Source organism: Paraburkholderia phymatum STM815 (genome assembly GCF_000020045.1).
GTDB classification, from domain to species: Bacteria; Pseudomonadota; Gammaproteobacteria; order Burkholderiales; family Burkholderiaceae; genus Paraburkholderia; species Paraburkholderia phymatum.
The window spans coordinates 1523526-1542477 of record NC_010622.1; the positions used below are offsets into that span (position 1 = coordinate 1523526).

At 64.3% G+C, this 18952-nt stretch carries 18 protein-coding genes; 8 read left to right on the plus strand and 10 right to left on the minus strand.

What is annotated here, in order from left to right:
• Positions 1-27 precede the first annotated feature (27 nt).
• Positions 28-1083 (plus strand): CaiB/BaiF CoA transferase family protein, encoded by a 1056-nt coding sequence (locus BPHY_RS06880; protein ID WP_041763824.1) that lies wholly within the window; start codon positions 28-30, stop codon positions 1081-1083.
• A 36-nt stretch (positions 1084-1119) separates the two neighbouring features.
• Here BPHY_RS06880 and BPHY_RS06885 read toward each other — a convergent pair whose 3' ends face one another.
• From BPHY_RS06885 to alr, 3 genes are all read right to left on the minus strand, one after another.
• On the minus strand, positions 1120-1383 hold the full coding sequence (locus tag BPHY_RS06885; RefSeq protein WP_012400753.1) for a DUF2866 domain-containing protein: 264 nt from the start codon (positions 1381-1383) through the stop codon (positions 1120-1122).
• Positions 1384-1522: 139 nt separating this feature from the next.
• A complete protein-coding gene (radA, locus tag BPHY_RS06890) occupies positions 1523-2899 on the minus strand; it encodes a DNA repair protein RadA (protein ID WP_012400754.1) in 1377 nt (458 codons plus the stop codon).
• 74 nt (positions 2900-2973) lie between these two features.
• Positions 2974-4044, minus strand: a complete 1071-nt coding sequence (gene alr / locus BPHY_RS06895; RefSeq protein WP_041763400.1) for an alanine racemase — start codon at positions 4042-4044, stop codon at positions 2974-2976.
• A gap of 219 nt (positions 4045-4263) precedes the next feature.
• On the opposite strand from alr, the gene lplT reads away from it, so the two are divergent.
• Positions 4264-5571: a lysophospholipid transporter LplT gene (lplT, locus tag BPHY_RS06900; RefSeq protein ID WP_012400756.1), complete on the plus strand. Its 1308-nt coding sequence runs from the start codon at positions 4264-4266 to the stop codon at positions 5569-5571.
• A 79-nt stretch (positions 5572-5650) separates the two neighbouring features.
• A complete protein-coding gene (gene thiD, locus BPHY_RS06905) occupies positions 5651-6457 on the plus strand; it encodes a bifunctional hydroxymethylpyrimidine kinase/phosphomethylpyrimidine kinase (protein WP_012400757.1) in 807 nt (268 codons plus the stop codon).
• A gap of 28 nt (positions 6458-6485) precedes the next feature.
• On the opposite strand, the gene BPHY_RS06910 is transcribed toward thiD, so the two are convergent.
• From BPHY_RS06910 to tsaB, 4 genes are read right to left on the minus strand one after another with little or no spacing between them, the layout of a single operon-like run.
• A complete protein-coding gene (locus BPHY_RS06910; RefSeq protein ID WP_012400758.1) occupies positions 6486-7502 on the minus strand; it encodes a DUF1853 family protein in 1017 nt (338 codons plus the stop codon).
• Complete coding sequence (locus BPHY_RS06915) at positions 7499-8524, minus strand: uracil-DNA glycosylase (protein WP_012400759.1); 1026 nt, start codon at positions 8522-8524, stop codon at positions 7499-7501. Before BPHY_RS06915 ends, BPHY_RS06910 begins: the two co-directional genes overlap by 4 nt.
• A complete protein-coding gene (gene rimI / locus BPHY_RS06920) occupies positions 8511-9005 on the minus strand; it encodes a ribosomal protein S18-alanine N-acetyltransferase (RefSeq protein WP_012400760.1) in 495 nt (164 codons plus the stop codon). The genes BPHY_RS06915 and rimI overlap by 14 nt, the downstream gene beginning before the upstream one ends.
• On the minus strand, positions 9002-9841 hold the full coding sequence (tsaB, locus tag BPHY_RS06925) for a tRNA (adenosine(37)-N6)-threonylcarbamoyltransferase complex dimerization subunit type 1 TsaB (RefSeq protein ID WP_012400761.1): 840 nt from the start codon (positions 9839-9841) through the stop codon (positions 9002-9004). The genes rimI and tsaB overlap by 4 nt, the downstream gene beginning before the upstream one ends.
• 169 nt (positions 9842-10010) lie before the next feature.
• Between tsaB and BPHY_RS06930 the strand changes: the two genes are divergently transcribed.
• From BPHY_RS06930 to aceA, 3 genes are all read left to right on the plus strand, one after another.
• Positions 10011-10280, plus strand: a complete 270-nt coding sequence (locus BPHY_RS06930) for an acyl-CoA-binding protein (RefSeq protein WP_012400762.1) — start codon at positions 10011-10013, stop codon at positions 10278-10280.
• Positions 10281-10724: 444 nt separating this feature from the next.
• Positions 10725-12395: a DEAD/DEAH box helicase gene (locus BPHY_RS06935; protein ID WP_012400763.1), complete on the plus strand. Its 1671-nt coding sequence runs from the start codon at positions 10725-10727 to the stop codon at positions 12393-12395.
• A 360-nt stretch (positions 12396-12755) separates the two neighbouring features.
• Complete coding sequence (aceA, locus tag BPHY_RS06940; RefSeq protein WP_012400764.1) at positions 12756-14060, plus strand: isocitrate lyase; 1305 nt, start codon at positions 12756-12758, stop codon at positions 14058-14060.
• Positions 14061-14183: 123 nt separating this feature from the next.
• On the opposite strand, the gene BPHY_RS06945 is transcribed toward aceA, so the two are convergent.
• Together BPHY_RS06945 and BPHY_RS06950 are read right to left on the minus strand one after the other, a co-directional pair.
• The gene (locus BPHY_RS06945; protein ID WP_012400765.1) at positions 14184-14618 is read right to left on the minus strand and encodes a universal stress protein; all 435 of its coding nucleotides are present in this window, start codon (positions 14616-14618) and stop codon (positions 14184-14186) included.
• Between the two features lie 237 nt (positions 14619-14855).
• Entirely contained in the window at positions 14856-15758 is a 903-nt protein-coding gene (locus BPHY_RS06950) for a LysR family transcriptional regulator (RefSeq protein WP_012400766.1), read from the minus strand.
• Positions 15759-15912: 154 nt separating this feature from the next.
• Between BPHY_RS06950 and BPHY_RS06955 the strand changes: the two genes are divergently transcribed.
• Together BPHY_RS06955 and aceB are read left to right on the plus strand one after the other, a co-directional pair.
• The gene (locus BPHY_RS06955; RefSeq protein WP_012400767.1) at positions 15913-16701 is read left to right on the plus strand and encodes a haloacid dehalogenase type II; all 789 of its coding nucleotides are present in this window, start codon (positions 15913-15915) and stop codon (positions 16699-16701) included.
• 73 nt (positions 16702-16774) lie between these two features.
• Entirely contained in the window at positions 16775-18367 is a 1593-nt protein-coding gene (gene aceB / locus BPHY_RS06960) for a malate synthase A (protein WP_012400768.1), read from the plus strand.
• A gap of 157 nt (positions 18368-18524) precedes the next feature.
• Here the strand turns inward: aceB and BPHY_RS06965 are convergent, their stop codons facing one another.
• Entirely contained in the window at positions 18525-18932 is a 408-nt protein-coding gene (locus BPHY_RS06965) for a gamma-glutamylcyclotransferase family protein (RefSeq protein WP_012400769.1), read from the minus strand.
• Between the last annotated feature and the right edge of the window lie 20 nt (positions 18933-18952).

Consider the following 18952-nt stretch of genomic DNA (forward strand, 5'->3'; position numbering starts at 1 on the left):
GGCTGGGCATTGTCGTCTACTGCCGCACTGAAGGGCTTGCGCGTGCTCGATCTGACGCGCCTGTTGCCCGGTCCCGTCGCGACGCTCCGGCTTGCGGAAATGGGTGCCGACGTGTTGAAGATCGAAGCGCCCGGAGCCGGCGACGCGACGCGCACGATGATGCAGAGCACGGCCGACCGCGTGGCGGGACGCCCCGGCGCGTTTTACCGGCTCGTGAATCGCGGCAAGCGCGAAACGCGGCTGGATCTGAAGTCGGAAGGCGGCCGCACGGTGCTGATGGCGCTGGCGCGCGAAGCCGATGTGCTGGTCGAAAGCTTCCGTCCCGGCGTGATGGACCGGCTCGGCGTGGGTTATGACGTGCTGCGCGTCATCAACCCGAAGCTCGTCTATTGCGCAATTTCCGGCTACGGCGCGGACGGCCCGTTTGCCGAACTCGCCGGGCACGATCTGAACTACATCGCTTATGCGGGCGTGCTGGACCAACTGGCATCGCACGACGGCGCGCCCATCCTGCCCAACTTCCAGATCGCAGACCTGCTGGGCGGCGCGCTATCCGCCGTCAACCAGATACTCGCCGCGCTGTGGGCCGTTGCGCGCGGCGGCGACGGGCGTTTCGTCGACGTATCCATGGCGCACTGCACGTACGCGAACAACGTCGTTGCGCAGGTGGCGCTCGCCAACGACGGCACAGCGCCTGTCGCGGGAAGCAGTCTGCTGAATGGCGGCGTACCCTGCTACAACCTCTACCGCACGCTCGACGGACGATGGCTCGCCGTCGGCGCACTCGAACTCAAATTCTGGGAAACGCTGTGCATGGCGCTCGACCGCCCGGACTGGGCGACGCGCCACTGGAGTCTCGGCCAGTCGATAGCCGGACCGGATGCGGTACAACTGATCAAGGACATGGCTAACGTGATCGCCACGCGCCCGCTTGACGAATGGGTCACGCTGCTGGTGCCGCTGGATTGCTGCGTGGCGCCCGTACTGACGCCGGCGGAGGCTGCCCAGCACCCGCTATTCAACGAGGCCGCGCGGGAAGCGCTGCTCGCGCAGGCTGGCGACGAGGCGTCCGAATCCGAATAGGCCCGCGAGTGCCGCGCAGATGAGTTCGCGCCCGGTTCAACGCCGCGGCAAGGTCTGCCGGGGCTCCCGTTCGTCGTCGATCAACCGGTGCTTGCGGCCTTCCACGTGATGCCGGATGGTTTCCCGCACTTCGTCAGCCGTCACGTTTTCCGCGACGACGCGCCGCGAAATCTGACCGGCTGTATCGATCCATTCGACGATCCGGCAGCCGCCGCCCCACGGCCCCTGAATGGGTGCGGACACACGGCAGCCGCGCAGATTCGACAGAAACTCGCCCGAGGATTGATGAGACTGTTTCAAGACGTCTTCCTTTCCGCTCGTGACATTGCATCTCACGAGGATAGGGAAAACGAAAGTCCCTTGGGTTACAGCGGGAGTTCGGAAATTTACAGCGGATTACGCCAGAAAGCCGATGCGATTTGCTGTTGTCTAGGCCCGGTTATTCGAGCGTGCGGATCCGGTCGATCGCCTGCTCGATGCGCTCGACGGCGATCACCTGCAAGCCGTCGATGGCTTGCTTCGGCGCATTTGCCTTCGGAATCAGCGCAATCGAAAACCCGAGCTTGGCGGCTTCCTTCAGACGCTCCTGGCCGCGCGGCGACGGCCGGATTTCGCCCGCCAGCCCCACTTCGCCGAATACGATCAGACCTTTCGGCAGCGGCTTGTTGCGCATCGATGAATGAATCGCGAGCAGAACGGCGAGGTCGGCAGCCGGTTCCGTAATCTTCACGCCGCCCACGGCATTCAGGAACACATCCTGATCGAAGCACGCGATGCCTGCGTGCCGGTGCAGCACGGCGAGCAGCATCGCGAGCCGGTTCTGTTCGAGACCGACGGCCAGCCGGCGCGGGTTCGGCACGTTGGCGGCATCCACGAGCGCCTGGACTTCGACGAGCAGCGGCCGCGTGCCCTCCTGCGTGACCAGCACGCATGAGCCCGGCACGATCTGCTCGTGCTGCGACAGGAACAACGCCGACGGATTCGCGACACCGCGCAAGCCGCGTTCCGTCATCGCGAACACACCGAGCTCGTTGACCGCCCCGAAGCGGTTCTTGAACGCGCGCACGAGGCGGAACGACGAATGCGTGTCACCTTCGAAATACAGCACGGTATCGACGATATGTTCGAGCACGCGCGGGCCTGCGAGGGCGCCCTCTTTCGTCACGTGGCCGACCATGATGATGGCCGTGCCCGACTGCTTGGCGACGCGCGTCAGTTGCGCCGCGCACTCGCGCACCTGCGCCACCGAGCCCGGCGCGGAGCTCAGCGCTTCTGAATAGATGGTCTGGATCGAGTCGATGACGGCGACGTCGGGCTTTTGTTCGGCAATCGTCGCCTGGATCTTTTCGAGCTGGATTTCGGCGAGCAGTTTCAGCTCGGTGGCGTGCGAACCCGGTTCGAGCAGGGACAGCCGTTGCGCGCGCAACGCAATCTGCGCGGCCGATTCCTCGCCGCTGACGTAGAGCGCTCGCCGCTCGCTGGCGATCTGCGCGAGCGACTGCAGCAGCAGCGTCGACTTGCCAATGCCGGGATCGCCGCCGATCAGCACCACGCCGCCCGCCACCAGCCCGCCGCCGAGCACGCGGTCGAACTCGCCGACGCCGGTGGTAAAGCGCGGCACATCCGATGCTTCGATATCGGCGAGCCGCTGCACGGGTTGATTCTTCGCGAGCGACTGGAAGCGGTGCGCGGAGGGCGATTCCGCGACCGTTTCGACGAGCGTATTCCACGCATGGCAGGCAGGGCATTGGCCCTGCCACTTCGGCGCCTGCCCGCCGCATTCCGTGCAGGTGTACAACGTTTTCTGTTTAGCCAACTTGTTTCGTTACATGTCGTTGTTCGTTATGTGCGGCGCGAGGTGCGCCTCGCGAAGTGCGATAGAGGCACGTGTCACTCGGCTCGTACGGGCACGCGCGGCGCGACGGCGCACACAAGCTCGTAGCCGATCGTGCCGCACGACTGCGCGACGTCATCGACGGGCAGTTGGGCGCCCCACAGCTCCACACGCGAGCCGACGTTCGCCTGCGGGCAAGGCGTGAGATCGACGGTGATCATGTCCATCGACACACGACCGACGATGCGCGTACGGATGCCGTCGACGATGATGGGCGTACCCTCCGGCGCGACGCGCGGATAACCGTCCGCATAGCCGCACGCGACCACGCCGATGCGCATGCCTTCGCGCGCCGTGAAGGTCGAGCCATAGCCGATCGTCTGCCCTTGCGCGAGCGTCTGCACGGCGATGAGTTCCGAAGCAAGCGTCATGGCCGGCTGCAGGCCCGTGTCCTTGATCGCCGAGCTTACGCCCGACGGCGACGCGCCGTACAGCATCACGCCCGGGCGCACCCAGTCGAAATGCGCTTCCGGATACCACAGCGTGGCGGCCGAATTGGCGAGGCTGCGCGCGCCCGCAATGCCCTGTGCGCCACGCTCGAATGCTTCCATCTGATGCGAGATGCCGCGCTCGCTGTCGGCATCCGAGAAATGGGTCATCAACGTGATCTGGCCGACGCCCTGGCAGGCCCGCGCACGTTCCCAGGCTGCACGGAACTTCTCCGGCGTATAGCCGAGGCGGTTCATGCCGCTGTTCATCTTTAACTGGATATTGACGGGCTTGGACAGGCGCGCCATTTCCAGCATGCGCAACTGCTCGTCCGAATGCAGCGCCGTGGTCAGACTATAACGGTCGATGACGTCGATATCGGTGGGCCGGAAAAAGCCCTCCAGCAACAAAATCGGCCCCGCCCACCCCAATTCACGCAACTTCACCGCTTCTTCGAGGTCGAGCAAACCAAAGCCGTCGGTTGCGCGCAAGCCTGGGAATGCCCGCGCGAGTCCGTGACCGTACGCATTGGCCTTGACGACAGCCCAGATCTTGGACTTCGGCGCGTAGCGACGGGCGACAGCGAGATTATTGGCGAGAGCGGCAGTGTGAATCGTGGCTGAGACTGGGCGCGGCATGGGATATTTTCGTAAAGACATTGGCGAATCAGTAGCTTACAGCGTGTTTGCAACGCGCCGATGGCAAGCTCGACAATGCGATCAAGGATTCTGCTAGTCGGGATTCGACTATTTTCATGATATAAAGCCGTGCGCACAACCCATTTCGAACGGAATAAGCCCGGACGCACACCTTACGGCCGGGGCGGACAGACCGCAGCGAGGAAAGCATCGCATCAGATGAAAAAAGGTTTTTACACCATCATGGCCGCGCAGTTTTTCTCCTCGCTGGCCGACAATGCGCTTCTGATCGCTGCTATTGCACTGCTGAAAGATCTTCACGCCCCGAACTGGATGACGCCGCTGCTCAAGCTGTTTTTTGTGCTGTCGTACGTCGTGCTCGCGGCTTTTGTCGGCGCCTTCGCGGACTCTCGTCCGAAGGGCCGTGTGATGTTCGTGACCAATACGATCAAGGTGGTCGGCTGCCTCACGATGCTGATCGGTGCGCATCCGCTGCTTGCGTATGGCATCGTCGGTTTCGGCGCCGCCGCCTACTCACCCGCCAAATACGGCATTCTCACCGAACTGCTGCCGCCTGACCGGCTTGTCGCCGCGAACGGCTGGATCGAGGGCACGACCGTCGGCTCGATCATTCTGGGCACGGTGCTCGGCGGCGCGCTGATCAGCCCGCATATCGCGTCGCACATCATCAAGCATACGCCCCCGGCGATCCACACGCCTGCCGAAGCAGCGATGCTGATCATCATTCTGATCTACGCGATCGCCGCGCTGTTCAATCTGCGCATTCCCGACACGGGCGCCCGTTATCCGCGCCAGGAACACGGTCCCATCCGACTCATTACCGACTTCGCCGACTGTTTCGTCGTGCTCTGGCGCGACAAGCTCGGCCAGATCTCGCTCGCTGTCACGACGCTGTTCTGGGGCGCGGGCGCGACGCTGCAGTTCATCGTGCTGAAGTGGGCCGAAGTGTCGCTCGGCATGTCGCTGTCAGAAGGCGCGATCCTGCAGGCCGTCGTCGCCGTGGGCGTCGCGGCGGGCGCGATGATCGCGGCCGCGCGCGTGCCGCTGAAGAAGTCGCTGTCGGTGCTGCCCGTCGGCATCATCATGGGCATTGCCGTGATGCTGATGGCCTTCTATACGAAGCATCTGTTTCCGTCGCACTGGGGCATCTATTTCGGCAGGATGCACATCCCCGGTTATCTGATCTTCGCCTATATTTTCCTGATGGTCGTCGGCGCGCTGTCGGGTTTCTTCGTCGTGCCGATGAATGCGCTGCTACAGCATCGCGGACACGTGCTTCTGTCGGCCGGTCACTCGATCGCCGTGCAGAACTTCAACGAAAACCTGTCCGTGCTCGTGATGCTGTGCCTGTATGCCGTGCTCGTGTGGCTCGACGTGCCCGTCGCCATCGTGATCGTGCTGTTCGGCACGTTCGTGTGCGTGATGATGTGGCTGGTAATGCGCCGCCATCAGGCGAACCAGCGCACGTTCGACTCCGTGTCGCTGATCGGCGAAGCGCGGCACTAACGCGCGCACGCACTGCCGCGCCCTCTCTTCGCAATCTTCTGTGCGCGCAGCATGCGCGCCCCGCTTTGCAGGCTTTGCCATGACCCGACCGATTCCCAACGTCCTGACGATCGCCGGTTCCGATTCCGGCGGCGGCGCCGGCATCCAGGCCGACCTCAAGACATTCTCCGCGCTCGGCGCGTATGGCGCGAGCGTGATCACCGCATTGACGGCGCAGAACACGCGCGGCGTGACGGCCATCCACACACCCGAGCCCGCGTTCGTGAGCGCGCAGCTCGACGCCGTGTTCGACGACATCCGCATCGACGCGGTGAAGATCGGCATGCTGGCGAATGCGTCGATCGTGCTCGCCGTCGCGGATGCGTTGCGCCGCCACAAGCCGAAGCATGTCGTGCTCGACACGGTGATGATCTCGAAGAGCAATCATGCGCTGCTCGCGCCCGAAGCCGTCGATGCCGTGCGCAGCGAACTGTTGCCGCTCGCCGATCTGCTGACGCCGAATCTGCCGGAAGCGGCCGCGCTGCTCGGCACGTCGAGCGCGCGGGACGAAGCCGCGATGGTCGATCAGGGTGAAGCCCTGCGCAAGCTGGGCGCACGCGCGGTGCTGATGAAAGGCGGCCATCTCGCCGCCACCGACAGCCCCGACTGGCTGATCCAGGAAAGCGGCACGATGCGCCTCGCCGGTCCGCGCGTGCCCGTCAAGAACACGCATGGGACGGGGTGCTCGTTGTCGTCGGCTATCGCGGCACTGATTCCGCAGCACAACGATCTGGCAAGCGCCGTCGCGGATGCCAAGCAATGGCTGACGGGCGCACTCGAGCAGAGCGGACGACTCGACGTCGGGCACGGCGTCGGGCCCGTGCATCATTTCTATCGTTGGTGGTAACGCGTCGCTTCGGCGCGAGCGGGTGCCTCTAGGGACGGCGCGTCGACTGACGTGCAAACGCGTGAGCCTGCTCAGGCCAGTCGTCGGGCACGATAAAGCCGCGCGAGCGCTCGCTCCATTGTCCCGCGGCGTGCTCGACGAACGCCGCCACCATTGCCGGCCCCGTCTGTCCCGCGAGTTGCTGGGCGAGCATGTCCGCCGATACGAAGCTCGCTGCGTGACTCGCACCGCCTGTTGCCTCAGGTGACGCGCCACCTGCGTGACGCACACGCAGCGCAAGCCATTCGAGGCGCGGCAGCACCATCCATGCGTCGGCATGGCCCGCTGAAAACTCCGTCCATTCTGCACGCGTCGTCCACCAGCCGCGCGCGTGCGCCGGTTCGATTTCGGCGGGGTCTCGCTCGGCGCGTCCGTTGCGGTAGAACAGCCACCCTTTGACGAACATCTGCGCATCCCACGGTCCGCGATGACCGAGCGATGCGAATTCCTCGCGTGCGCTAAGCCGCAGCTGATGGTGGAGCAGATGCGCGAGCTTAAGATCGAAGCGATCTTGCAGATTCGGGCCCACGTAGTCGGCGAGTTCGCCCCGGCCGTCGCCCGCGTGCAGATAGCATTTGACGGCCAGCTCCCAGTGCAGCCGCCGGCCCGCCCGCGTCTCGGCAAGAAAATCGCATTCGCCGAGCGTCACGCCCGCACGCCGCAGCGGGACATTCGCGGCGATCAGGCGTGCGGCGGGGCCGTGCTTCAGAAACCACGCGAGCAGACATTCGGCATAGCGGCCGAGTCGCGTCACACGCGCCGCATCGATATGGCGATGCAGGCCAGCAGGGTCGGCATCCTGCGCTTCCAGCCAGGCCATCGCCGCGGCGGCTTCGTCGGGCGATTCGAACGGCTTCGCGAGCGCGCCCGCGGGTGGTTGCGCGCGCAACAGATCGGGACTGAACAGCAGCCACGCGATGTCTCGCACGGCGGCGTCGGACAGCGCATCGAGCCGGGCCGATGACGGCGCCTCGAACGAAACGGTCGGCCCGGCGGCTTCCGTCATGTCGCAGCATCCCCTTCTGTACTCGCCTTGTGCCACATATCGCGAGCGAGACACAGGTCCTGCCACGACTTCGCCTTGTCGCCGAGGCTGCGCAGCAGATACGCGGGATGGTAGGTGACGACGACAGGCACGCCTTCGTACTCGTACACGCGTCCGCGCAGCGACGAAATGCTGGCTTCCGTCTTCAGCAGGCTCTGCGCAGCGAAGCGGCCGAGCGCAATAATCAGCTTCGGCTTCACGAGCGCGACCTGGCGCTGCAGATAAGGCTCGCAGCGCGCCACTTCGTCCCGTTCCGGATTGCGGTTTCCGGGCGGTCGGCACTTGATCACGTTCGCGATATACACATTCGTGCCGCGTGCAAGACCAAGCGAGCGCAGCATGTTGTCGAGCAGCTTGCCCGCCTGACCGACGAACGGTTCGCCCTGCTTGTCCTCGTTCTCTCCGGGTGCTTCGCCGATCAGCATCCAGTCGGCTTCGCGATCGCCGACGCCGAATACGGTGTTCGTGCGCCGCTCGCACAGACGGCAACGCTCGCAAGCCGATACGCGAGCTTCGAGTGCGGCCCAGTCAAGCGTGTCGATGCCCGGCTGCACCGGCTCGCTCGTATTCGCTTCGAGATCTGACGGCGGTCCGGCAGGGAGATCGTCGAACCACGCGAAATCGTCGTCGGGGAAAGGCGGTGCTTCGTCGGGTGCGGGCGGCGGCGATGCGCGGCGCGACTGACGTGCGCCTCCCGGTGCGGCTTCGACTTCCGCACGTGCGCTTTCAGGGCTGGCGGCCGGCTCGCTTGTTGCGTTCGAAAAGCGGGAATCCGATTGCGCTTCGCCCGACACCGCCGCGTCGTCGCCAGGCCGTTGGGCATCGGCAGTCGATGCAACGGGCGCGGCCCGTGCTACGTTCGCCGCGACTTCGCCATCGCCATGCGACGCTTGCGCGTCGACTGCCGCGTCAGGTGCGCCCGCCCGGCGCACCCACATCGGCGCGAGACCGAGTTCTTCCAGCGCGGATTCATGCAGCGCCATCTGCGCCCTCCTTCACGAAACTGAAACGCATGACGATGGCGTCCTCCCGGCTGCGATGCCGCGCCGGATAATAGTTCTTGCGACGGCCGATCGATGTGAATCCAAAGCGCTCGTATAGCTTGATCGCGCGATGATTCGACGGCCGGACTTCGAGCAGCATGCCCGCGAGCTTTTCGCTGCGGGCGATGCGCACGGACTCGCGCAGCAACGCGAGACCGGCGCCCGCATGCTGCGCGGCGGGCGCGACGCACAGATTGAGCAGATGCATCTCGTCGACCACGGGCATCAGCACGCAATAGCCGATCAGCGTGCCCGTCACGTGCCGCAGACACACGCCGAAATAGCCGTTGCGCAGCGAGTCTTCGAAGTTGCCCCGGCTCCACGGAAACTCGTACGCGAGCTTCTCCACCACCGCGACCTCGTCGAGATCGCCTTCCGTCATCGGCGACATATAGCGGTCCGCCAGCAGCACGCCGCTCATCGCGCGCCCTCGTCGTGCGCGGCGCGAGTGGACCGGCCTGCATGGCCCGGCTGTCCCGACGACACGGCAGCCGACTGCGCAGCCTTGGCAGCCATGCGCTCTTCCGTGGTCTGCGCAACCTTGTCGCGGATGTATTCCGGCGCGGCCTGATCGGCGGGCAGCGTACGGCCGGCCCGGAATGCCCGCAGTGCCGCGAACGCCAGGGGCAGCGCGTGCGGAACAGCTTCCCGGTCGACATGGCGTGCGGCGGCTGTCGCCTTGAGACGTTCGCCGAACGCAGCCGCGGCATTGCCTGCGAGCGTGAACGGCTGATCGGGACAGGGCAGTGCGTCCGGTGCAGCCAGCGATGCGGGATGAACCGTGCGCCACTCGCCCGCGCCCTCGTCCCACGCGTAGTCAGCCCAATAGACCTCGTCCATGCGCGCGTCGAGCGCCGCAAGCACGCGCGCCGCCGACGGATCGCGCAGGCGCGCGCTTTCAGCGCATACGAGCAGCGTGCCGATGGGAACCACGGGGCAATTCAGTCCAAACGCGAGACCTTGCGCGACGCCCGTTGCAGTGCGCAGGCCGGTGAACGACCCCGGCCCCGCGCCGAATGCGATCGCGTTGCAGTCGGCCAGCGCGAGGCCCGCTTCTTCGAACAGTTCACGGATGGCGGGCAGCAGGCGTGTACTCGAAACGGCGCCCGTCTCTTCATGGCGTACCCACACGCGTCGTTCCGGAGCAGGCGCGTCCGCCTCGGCCGGGGACGCATCGCTGGCGGATTCGGCGGTCAGGAGTGCGACCGAGCAAAATTCGGTCGAAGTATCGAGGGCAAGCAGCACGGTTTTCGTCATGACCGCTATTGTAATGCGGCACCCTGCGTCGCCGGATGCGAACACAACCCAACGTGAACGCACTGCCACGCTCAGCGTTTGGAAGGATCGCTCGAGCTTCGTGCGACCGCGCGCCGCATCCTGCTTGTTATGATCGACGCCCTATCCCGAATCAAGCATGGAGGATCCGATGAGCGACGTGAATGGTCTCTTCGTCCAGGCACAGGACGACGTGAAGCAACTGCGGGAGCGTCCGGGCAATCTCACGCTGCTGCGCCTGTACGCGCTCTTCAAACAGGCCACCGATGGCGACGTGCACGGCGACAAGCCGGGGTTCACCGATATCGTCGGCAAGTACAAGTACGATGCGTGGGCCGCGCTGCAAGGCACGGCTCCCGACATAGCGAAGCAGCAATACGTCGAACTGGTCGAAGCGCTAAAAAACGGTACGGCTGCCTGATCGGTTATCGGTAGCCGCGAGTGGGAACCAAGGGTTTCGAGGCCAGCACCTCTGCATTCTTCTCACAAATCGGCCAGTTTCACTGGGAAGGTTCTTAACGGTGGCGCGGTGCAGCAAAAATCGATATAATGTCGCCTGCGCTTCACCGCTCGTGTCCGGTTCGCTCCGGCAGCGTGGGTGGGAAAAGCGCCTCGTAGCGTTTTGCTCCAATCCAGTTTAGAACCTGTCCCCTCCTGCAAGGCCCCCCGGGCCGCAAGTCCAGGCTGGCGGCAAGCCAATTCCGGCCTGTCGCATTCGATACAGCTTCTAACGAGAAACTCGCCTTTATTGTCGCGAGTTGCCCCCGTTTTTCGATTTGCTCGCTGATTTTTTGCTCGCTGAATCCGACGACTTGGGTATGCCGATTGGCGCCGACGTGTTACTTCCCATGTTTCAAGGATTCTCATGACTTCGAGCAATATCTCCAGCCCGCTGAACGCCATCGCCGATCAAGCCCTCGGTCTCGACACGCCGGAAACGGCCGTGCAAGCCACCGAACCGACCGGCCCGACGTTCGCTGAGCTGGGTCTGTCGGCGGAGATCGTCTCTGCGCTGACAGCAGCCGGCTACAAATCGCCGACGCCCGTGCAGCAGCGCGCCATTCCCGCCGGCATCGCGGGCCGCGACCTGCTGGTCTCGAGCCCGACGGGTTCGGGCAAGACGGCGGCGTTCATGCTGCCCGCCATCGAACGCTTCGCGCAGCTGCAAAAAGTGCAGGCCAGCCAGCCGCGCGAGCCGCGCGACAACAATGCCGGCGGCCGCGGCCGCCGTCCGCAGCCGGTCGCACGTCCGGGCCTGCTGGTTCTTACGCCCACTCGCGAACTCGCAATGCAGGTGACGACGGCTGCTTCCACGTACGGCAAGCACCTGCGCCGTCTGCGCACCGTCAGCATTCTGGGAGGCGTCGCGTACGGCCAGCAGCTGATGCTGCTGGCAAAGAACCCCGAAATTCTCGTCGCCACGCCGGGCCGACTGATTGACCATCTGGAGCGCGGCCGTATCGACCTGTCGCAGCTGCAGATGCTGGTGCTCGATGAAGCCGACCGCATGCTCGACATGGGCTTCATCGACGACATCGACACGATCGTCGCCGCAACGCCCGCTTCGCGTCAGACCATGCTGTTCTCGGCCACGCTCGACGGCAAGATCGGCTCGCTGACGGGCCGTCTGCTTAAAGAACCGGAGCGTATCGAGATCAAGCAGCACATCGAACAGCGCACGAACATCGCGCAGACGGTGCATTACGTCGATGATCGCGATCACAAGGATCGCCTGCTCGACCATCTGCTGCGTGACTCCGGCCTCGATCAGGCAATCGTCTTCACGGCGACCAAGAGCGACGCCGACATGCTCGCCGGCCGTCTCGCCGACGCCGGTTTCGAATCGGCCGCGCTGCACGGCGACCTGCCGCAAGGCGCGCGCAACCGCACGATCCGCGCATTGCGCGAGCGCCGTGTGCGCGTGCTGGTCGCAACCGACGTCGCCGCGCGCGGCATCGACATCCCCGGCATTACGCACGTGTTCAACTACGATCTGCCGAAGTTCGCGGAAGACTACGTGCACCGTATCGGCCGCACGGGCCGCGCAGGCCGTTCGGGCACCGCGGTGAGCCTCGTGCATCACGCGGAGCAAGGCGCGCTCAAGCGTATCGAGCGTTTCGTGCGTGCTCCGCTGCCCGTCAACGTGGTAGAAGGCTTCGAGCCGCGCAGGGCACCGCCCGCCGGCGGTCGTGGCGGCTTCGGCGGCCGTGGCCGTCCTGGCGGCGGCAACGGCGGTCGCCGGTTCGGCGGCAAGCCGGCGGGCTACGGCTCGCGCGAGGGCAACGGCGGCGGCTACGGCTCGCGCGACGGCAATCGCGGCGGTTATGGCGCGCGTGACGGCGGCAATGGTGGCGGCCGTAGCTGGGGCGACAAGCCGGCAGGCGGCAACCGCGAAGGCGGCTACAACAGCGGCTCGCGTGAAGGCGGCTATCGGAGCGAAGGCTATCGCGGCAACCGCGAAGGCGGCTATTCGCGCGACGCTGGCTACGGCGCACGTCGCAACGACGGCCCACGCAACTCGCGCCGCGGCGACTAAGTCTCTGCGAAAGTCGCACTGAATCAGGAAGACCGACGCTTCGGCGTCGGTTTTTTTTGCCTCGCGCGTATTTTCACAATATGAAAAATTTTTTTGCGTCGTAAAAAATCGTGCTGCGTGGCACAAGAAGCGCGATTGCAAGATGGAAAATTCCGTTTCTCATTGCGAAATACGTATGTCAAGTCATTGAAAACTAAAGAATAAAAATCAACTAAAAAGCGTGAGCCGCGTCTGGCCCGCCTACAACCTTTTGCCTAGACTCTTATATAAGACTTCGCGAACCGAAACGCCTCAGGCGCCCTCGCTTCGTCGAAGCCACGAGTCCATTCGAACCTACTTCAAGGCACAAAGGAGCACACCATGACGCGCAACGAACAGGCAAAGCAGCTTCAGCAACAATGGGAATCGGATAGCCGCTGGAAAGGCATCAAGCGCGGCTTCACGGCGGAAGACGTCGTGCGTCTGCGTGGCTCGGTGCAGCCGGAGCACACGCTCGCACGCCGCGGCGCCGAAAAGCTGTGGAGCGACATGCATCAGGAGCCGTTCGTGAATGCACTCGGCGCGCTCACGGGCAACCAGGCGATGCAGCAGGTGAAGGCGGGCCTCAAGGCGATCTATCTGTCGGGCTGGCAAGTCGCAGGCGACGCCAACGTGGCGGGCGAAATGTATCCCGACCAGTCGCTCTATCCGGCGAACTCGGTGCCGCTGGTCGTGAAGCGCATCAACAACACACTGACGCGCGCCGACCAGATCCAATGGTCGGAAGGCAAGAATCCGGGCGACGAAGGTTACATCGACTACTTCGCACCCATCGTCGCGGACGCGGAAGCCGGTTTCGGCGGCGTGCTGAACGCGTTCGAATTGATGAAAGCGATGATCGAAGCGGGCGCGGCCGGCGTGCACTTCGAAGACCAGCTGGCGTCGGTGAAGAAGTGCGGCCACATGGGTGGCAAGGTTCTCGTGCCGACGCGCGAAAACGTCGCGAAGCTGACGGCCGCACGTCTGGCCGCCGACGTGCTGGGCGTGCCGACCGTGCTGATCGCCCGTACGGACGCCGAAGCAGCCGACCTGATCACGTCCGACGTCGACGACAACGACAAGCCGTTCCTGACGGGCGAGCGCACGGTGGAAGGCTTCTTCCGCACCAAGCCGGGCCTCGAGCAGGCCGTGTCGCGCGGTCTCGCGTACGCGCCGTATGCCGATCTGATCTGGTGCGAGACGGGCAAGCCGGACCTCGAGTACGCGAAGAAATTCGCCGAGGCGATCCACAAGCAATTCCCGGGCAAGATGCTGTCGTACAACTGCTCGCCGTCGTTCAACTGGAAGAAGAACCTCGACGACGCAACGATCGCGAAGTTCCAGAAGGAACTCGGCGCGATGGGCTACAAGTTCCAGTTCATCACGCTGGCCGGCTTCCACGCACTGAACTACTCGATGTTCAACCTCGCGCACGGCTATGCACGTCAGCAGATGAGCGCATTCGTCGAACTGCAGCAGGCGGAGTTCGCCGCTGCCGAACGTGGCTTCACGGCCGTCAAGCACCAGCGCGAAGTGGGCACGGGCTACTTCGACGCCGTCACGCAGACGGTCGAGCGCGAAGCATCGACGACGGCACTGCATGGCTCGACGGAAGACGAGCAATTCTTCGACAAGAAGGTCGCCTGAAACGGCTGAACCAGCTGGAACGACTGGCCATCTCTCGCGCGGCGCCGCCCGTCGCGAGTGGGCCCGTCCCTTCGTTTCGGAAAACGCGCGCCAGTGATCGCTGGCGCGCGGTTTGTTTTGGGGCTAGCGATACACGATCACCGGAATTTTCGTATGCGTGAGCACGCGCTGGGTCTCGCTGCCGATTAGCAGACTGCCGAGGCCGCGCCGCCCGTGCGACGCCATGAAGATCACGTCGCAGCCGCCCTGCTCGGCCGCTTCGATGATGCCGAGATACGGCGACGGATGCACGCTGGTCTGGCTGGTGCATTCGACGCCCGCCCCCCGCGCCGCTTCCTCGACCTCCTGCAGATGCTGGCGCGCCTCGCGCTCGCTGCGGTCCTGAAAATCGACAGGCGGCTCGATCACGACTTCGGAAAACGGCGAGTACGGATATTGCGGCAGGCACGCATAGGCGGTGACGCGCGCGCCGACGGCCTGAGCGAGATCAATTGCGCCGTCGATCGCCTTCTTCGACAGGTCCGAGCCATCGGTCGGAACGAGGATGTGCTTGAACATGATGCCCTCCGTCGTCGACTGCAGGTGTGGAATGCACGCGGGTATCGCCCGTCGCCCGGTGTCGTCACGAACACGAACGAGACTGCGAACCTACGCGCGCAAGCGCCTGCGCCGCAGCGGTCGCAACGCCGCGCAGCGGGCTGTCAGAACGATTGTAGTGCGCCGGAATGTCGTGCAAGCCTTGCCTGCGGGCATGTCCGCATATCGGAAACCCGTGCGCGGTCCGAGCCGCCGCCGTCAGATCCAGTACGCCGGGTTGCCGTAGGTATGCTTGAGAAAATCGAGGAAAAGACGCACGCGCAACGGCAAATGCCGCCGCTGCGGAAACACGGCGTGAATGCCGATGGGCGGCGCCGCATGGTTGTCGAGCACGCTGACGAGGCTTCCCGCCGCGATGTCCGCGCCCACTTCCCACCACGAGCGCCATGCAAGCCCGTAGCCTTCCAGGCACCACTCGTGCAGCACCGCTCCGTCCGAGCATTCCATCGTGCCCGATACCTTGATCGTCACGACCTTGTCACCCTGCTGAAACACCCAGCCGCGCTGCTGGTTCGCACTCGCGCCAAGCGCGAGACAGTTATGGTGCGCGAGATCGGCGAGCGTCTGCGGCGCCGCGCGTCGCGCGAGATAGGCCGGCGACGCGACACAGACACGCCGGTTCTCACCGAGCTTCAACGACACCAGCGACGAATCCGGAAGTTCGCCGAGCCGGATCGCGCAATCGAATCCTTCGTTGACGAGGTCGACCATGCGGTCGGACAGGTCGAGAGAAATCGACACGTCGGGATGCGCCACCGTGAACGCAGGCACGAGCGGTGCGACGTGTCTGCGGCCGAAGCCCGCTGGCGCCGACAAGCGCAAATGCCCGCTCGCCTTGACGCCGCCCGCCGACACGCTCGCTTCGGCGTTCTGCATGTCGTGAATGATCCGCTGACAGTCTTCGAGAAAGGCGGAGCCTTCGTAGGTCAATGTGATGCGGCGCGTGGTGCGCACGAGCAGCTTGACGCCGAGGCGTTCCTCGAGCGCGTCGATACGGCGCCCGATGATGGCAGGCGCTACGCCTTCCGCCTGCGCTGCCGCCGACAGGCTGCCGCGCGCCGCGACGGTCACGAAGGTCTCGATCTGCTTGAAACGGTCCATCTGCGGGTGAGCGGGCGCATCGGTCGCGCACAAAAAAGGAGATGCGCGTTAGATTAGGTTGATGAAAGTAAAAGATCAAGTGATCTTTACCGTCTTTTTTATCATCGGGAGTTACGAATAAAATCGGTTCCGACCTCTGATGGAGCGCACGGCTATGTCGGCCACAACGACACTCTCTTCCACGCAGCACCTGAAAGCGGTGATCTTCGACGCCTACGGCACGTTGTTCGACGTACATTCCGTCGTCGCTGCAGCGGAGCAGATGTTTCCGGGCCACGGCGACGCGCTCTCGCAGTTGTGGCGGCAAAAACAGATCGAATACGCGCAGTTGCGCACGGCCGCCGACCCCGCCGGGGCGCACTACCAGCCGTTCTGGAACATCACGCTCGACGCGCTGCGCTTTGCCGCGCGCAAGCTCGGTCTTTCGCTGAACGCGGCAGGCGAAAAGCGCCTGATGGACGAGTATGCCTGCCTGTCCGCGTTCCCCGACGTGCTGCCCGTGTTGCGGCGGCTACGCGAGCTGAAGATCGGCCTCGCGATTCTCTCGAACGGCAATCCGCAAATGCTCGATATCGCCGTGAAGAGCGCGGGCATGTCCGGACTGTTCCATCACGTGCTGTCGGTGGACGCCGTACGAACGTTCAAGCCAGCGCCCGCGACCTACGCGCTCGGCACAGCGGCATTCGGCGCTACGGCGCGCGATATCGTGTTCGTGTCGTCGAACGGCTGGGACGCGAGCGGCGCGAACTGGTTCGGCTACACGGTGTTCTGGCTCAACCGTCTGGGCGCGCCCGCGGAAGAGCTGGGCGTGACGCCGCACGGCACGGGCAGGAGCATGAACGATCTGATCGCATTTATCGCAAACGAGCCGTCGCCCGAAAAGGCCGAAAAAGCCGCGAAACGGGAGAAAGGCAGCCGCACGCGCCACGGCCCTGGCGCATGACGGCATCGGCCCGACTGACCACATCGCAATCGCGTCACCCGCATTGTTGAAACTGACCGACCAAGGAGAAATCATGGCGAACACGTTGTCGCTCCCGCAGGGCATGAACATCACCGGCGAAATCAAGCCCGGCTTCGAGGCGATTCTGACGCCCCAGGCACTCGAGCTCGTCGCCGCCCTGCACCGGACATTCGAGCCGCGTCGCCAGCAACTGCTGAAACTGCGCGCCGAACGCGCGCAGCGTCTCGACGCCGGCGAGCGCCCGGATTTTCTCGCCGGGACGCGAGCCATCCGCGAAGGCGACTGGACCATCGCGCCGCTGCCGCACGATCTGCAGTGCCGCCGCGTCGAGATCACGGGCCCCATCGAGCGGAAGATGATCATCAACGCGCTGAACTCGGGCGCAGATTCGTACATGACCGACTTCGAGGATTCGAATGCGCCGAGCTGGGACAACCAGATCACCGGACACATCAACCTGAAGGAAGCGGTGCGCCGCACGATCTCGCTGGAGCAGAACGGCAAGTCGTACAGGCTCAACGACAGGATTGCGACGCTGATCGTGCGTCCGCGCGGCTGGCATCTGGATGAGAAGCACGTCACCGTCGACGGACAACGGGTATCGGGCGGCATCTTCGACTTCGCGCTGTTCCTGCATCACAACGCGAAAGAGCAACGCTCGCGCGGCACGGGTCCCTACTTTTACCTGCCGAAGATGGAGAGCCATCTGGAAGCGCGTCTGTGGAACGACATCTTCGTCGCGGCGCAGGAAGCGGTTGGCGTGCCGCGCGGCACCATCCGCGCAACCGTGTTGATCGAGACGATCCTGGCTGCGTTCGAAATGGATGAGATCCTGTACGAACTGCGTGAACACAGCTCAGGCCTGAACGCCGGACGTTGGGACTACATCTTTTCGGCGATCAAGAAGTTCAAGAACGACAAAGATTTTTGCCTCGCGGATCGCTCGCAGATCACGATGACGGTGCCGTTCATGCGCGCATACGCGCTGCAGCTGCTGAAGACATGCCACCGACGCAACGCGCCAGCGATCGGCGGCATGAGCGCGCTGATCCCGATCAAGAGCGACGCGGCAGCCAACGACAAAGCGATGACCGGCGTGCGCTCCGACAAGGCACGCGATGCGACGGATGGTTACGACGGCGGCTGGGTCGCGCATCCCGGTCTCGTGCCCATCGCGATGGAAGAATTCGTGAAGGTACTGGGCGACAAGCCGAATCAGATCGGCAAGCAGCGCGACGATGTGCAGGTGACAGGCAAGGATCTGCTCGACTTCCGCCCGGAAGCGCCCATCACCGAGGCGGGGTTGCGCAACAACATCAACGTCGGCATTCACTACCTGGGTTCGTGGCTCGCAGGCAATGGCTGCGTGCCGATTCACAACCTGATGGAAGATGCCGCGACGGCGGAAATCTCGCGCTCCCAGGTGTGGCAATGGATCCGCTCGCCGAAGGGCAAACTCGACGACGGCCGCAAGGTAACGGCCGAACTGGTGCGCGAGCTGACGGGGCAGGAACTCGACAAGGTGAAGGCCGCGATCGCGGGCGACACCGCGCCGTACGTTCGCGCCGCGCAGATCTTCGTCGACATGTCGACGTCGGAGACCTTCACCGAGTTTCTGACGCTGCCGCTTTACGAAGAACTCTGAACGACGCGATGCGCGTGCGTGTCCTGGCCGTGATGCTTGCTGGCGGGCGCCGCCTACGGCGACGCACAGGTGCTGCTTTCAACGGTTGACCGACCGGGATGGCCTGGCGGGCGTCATGCCTGCTGGGCCATCTTTTTTGGGCGACCCTTGCCAGCGATCAGCGCGCGTTCGAGCGCCGATGCTCGACCCAATCGCCGCCGCGAATTTCCGGCAGCCCTTTGACGGCCTCCCGCTGCACCGGATAGTAGCGGCACATCACGGGCATACCGTCGACCTCGACGGTCACTTCGCGTGGCAAGAACAGTCCCTCGACACCGGGATAGATCTCCTCGATCTCATCGAGCACGGCAACGAGTTCATCGTCGATTTCATAGACATCGCCGCGCACCTGGATGCCTGCGTCGTCCGGCACCAGGCCCGGATACGCGCCGAAGTCGAACAGGCGGCCGCGTATGGTGGCCGCACCGATCAGTGTGGGTGCCGAGATATCGTTGCGCGCCGCCGCAGCACCAATGTCGTTGATCTCGCCGGCACGCAAGGTGCCATACACAAAAACGTTTTGCATCAGTCCACTGCCCTCTTCCC